General features: G+C 77.8%; 3 protein-coding genes. All 3 read right to left on the reverse strand.

Translation table 11 applies throughout. The annotated features are described in order from the left end of the window. The coding region (locus NH602_RS32085; protein ID WP_253069595.1) for a class I adenylate-forming enzyme family protein at positions 1-1250 on the reverse strand (1250 nt) is incomplete at its 3' end. Next, the gene (locus NH602_RS30115; protein WP_073573787.1) at positions 1247-1828 is read right to left on the reverse strand and encodes a biotin transporter BioY; all 582 of its coding nucleotides are present in this window, start codon (positions 1826-1828) and stop codon (positions 1247-1249) included. The genes NH602_RS32085 and NH602_RS30115, both read right to left, overlap by 4 nt. 70 nt (positions 1829-1898) lie before the next feature. Then, positions 1899-2454: GNAT family N-acetyltransferase (locus NH602_RS30120; RefSeq protein ID WP_253069596.1), on the reverse strand; the 556-nt coding region annotated here is incomplete at its 5' end.

Below are 2454 nucleotides of genomic sequence, written 5' to 3' on the forward strand. Positions count from 1 at the left end.
TTACCCGAGCCCAGCCGCGGCAACGCCCGGGTGACCAGCCAGCGGCGCGGCCGCTTCGCCGGGGACAGCCCGGCCCGCGCCGCGGCACGCAGCGCCCGCCGGTCCGGGACACGGTCGCGGGCCTCGACGACCGCCGTGACCACCATCCCCAGCGACGCGTGCGGGGTCCCGGCGACGACGACGTCCCCGACGCCCGCGACGCCGCGCAGCACCCGCTCGACCTCCTCGGCGGCGACCAGCGTGCCGCCGGAGGAGATGGTGGTGGCGGCGCGCCCGAGGACGGTCAGACCGCCGTCGTCGGTGAGCTCGGCGCGGTCGCCGACGGTCGTCGGACCGGGGCCGGCCGGGACGAGTGCGCCACGGGTGAACCGGCCGTGCACCGACTGCGGGCTCTCCACCCACAGCACGTCGTCGCGCACGGTGAGGTGCACGTCCTCGACCGGGCGCAGCGGGCCGTCGTCGCGGCGGGTGGCGATCAGCGAGTGCTCGGCCGAGCCGTAGTACTCGAGCAGCGTGGTGCCGGGCAGCAGCCGCGCGACCCGCTCCCGCATCCCCGGCGCGACGTGCGCGCCACCGCACACCACGACCCGTGGTGCGGGGCCGCCGCCCGGGCGGCGCTCGCGCTCGTCGAGCAGGGCGTTGAGCTGGGCGGGGACGAGGTGGACCGAGCCGCCGTCGGGCAGGTCGGTCGGGTCGAGGCGGCCGCGGGTGACCAGGCCCAGACCGTGGTGCAGCGCGTGCAGTGCCCCGAACAGGTACAGCGTCGAGGACGGCGGCCCCGGTACGAGGACCGGTCCGGGCAGCGCACCGAGGATGTCGAACCCGATCCGCCAGGAGCGCCGGTCACGGGCCAGCACGGTGGGGGCACCGGTGCTGCCCGAGGTCGTCGGGAGCAGGAACAGCCCGGGCGTCCGCGCTCCGCCGTCGGCGGTCGCGGCCCGGCCGTCGGTGCCGACGACGTGGTGCGGCGCGGCGTCGGCGAGCACCGCGTCGCGTTCGCGGCCGGTCCAGCCGGCGTCGGCCAGCAGCGACGCCGCACCCAGCCGGTCCGCGGCGAGCAGGTAGGGCAGCACCGCCCAGCGGGCCCGGGTGGGGGTGTCGAGCACGACGCGTTCCCCGGCCCGCACCCCGAGCCGGGCGAGGCGCTCCCCGGCCGCGGCGACGGCGTCGGCGAGCCCGCGCGGGAGCCAGGGGGCGGGGACGACGGGCGCGGCCGCGTCGTCGGCGGTCTCGCGTTCCGCCCCGCTCACCGGACCCGGGGCTCGGACGACGCGGAGCGGACCGGCAGCAGGTCCGGCAGGGCTCGGTGCACCAGCGACGCGATCAGCGCGGCCAGCACGATCTTGATCAGGTCACCGGGCACGAAGACCAGGGACTGCACGATCCCACCGGTGACGTCGCCGATGTAGACGCCCAGCCACGGCATGCCGATCACGTAGTCGGCGAGCAGCCCGGCCAGACAGGCGAGCAGCAGCACGGGCAGCGACCGCGACCGGAACCGCGCCACGACCAGGCCCGCGACCAGCGCGGACAACAGCCAGCCGACGAGGAACCCGCCGCTGGGGCCGAAGAACGCGGCGCCGTTGCGGCCGCCGGACAGCAGCGGCAGCCCGACCGCGGTGAGCACCAGCAGCAGCGCGACCGAGGCCGTGCCGAGCCGCCACCCGAGGATCACACCGGCCAGGATCGGGCCGACGTTCTGCAGGACGATCGGGACCCCGGCCACTCCGGCGAAGCCGGGGAACAGCCCGAGGACGGCGATGAACGCGGCGAACACGACCACGCGGGCGAGGTCGGCCGCGGGGAGCGCGGGACGGGATCCGGACACGCGCGAAGGGTAGGTCACATCGGTGTGCCGCAGGGGTGCCGTGCGGGTTGCGTCACGACACCCGACCCGGTCATAGCACGCGGTGCAGGGTCCGGAAGCCGTCCGCGTCGGGTCCGGTGGGGTCGCCGTAGCCCGCCCGGGCGAACAGCCGGGCCGAGGCGTCGTCGCCGGTGTGCACGACGGCGGTCACCGGGGCCTCGGCGCCGGTGCGGGCGCGCAGCGCGTCCTCCCCGGCCCGCAGCAGCGGCCCGGCGAGACCCTCCCCACGGCGCTCCGGCGCGACCGTGATCGACACCTCCCAGGCGGCGTCCGCGCGGTCCCAGCGGACGGTGCCGACCGGGCCGCGGGCGTCGTCGACGACCAGGAGCAGCCGGTCGTCGCTGTCCAGCGACCCGGCGAGCCAGCGGCGGTGCGTCGCGAGATCGACCTCGTCGTGGCTGCGCGACCAGCGCCGGGTGCCGGGGTCGTTGCGCCAGGCCAGGAGCAGCTCGGCGTCGCCCGCCCGGGCGGGGCGGGCGCGGAGCACCCCGGCGAGCACCCGCTCCTCGGCGGCGACGCGTGCCTCCCGGCCGGAGGACGTGCCCACCGCGGTGGCCAGGGCGTCCACGACCCGGCCCGCGCCCTGG

Source organism: Pseudonocardia sp. McavD-2-B (assembly GCF_024124365.1).
Taxonomy (GTDB): domain Bacteria; phylum Actinomycetota; class Actinomycetes; order Mycobacteriales; family Pseudonocardiaceae; genus Pseudonocardia; species Pseudonocardia alni.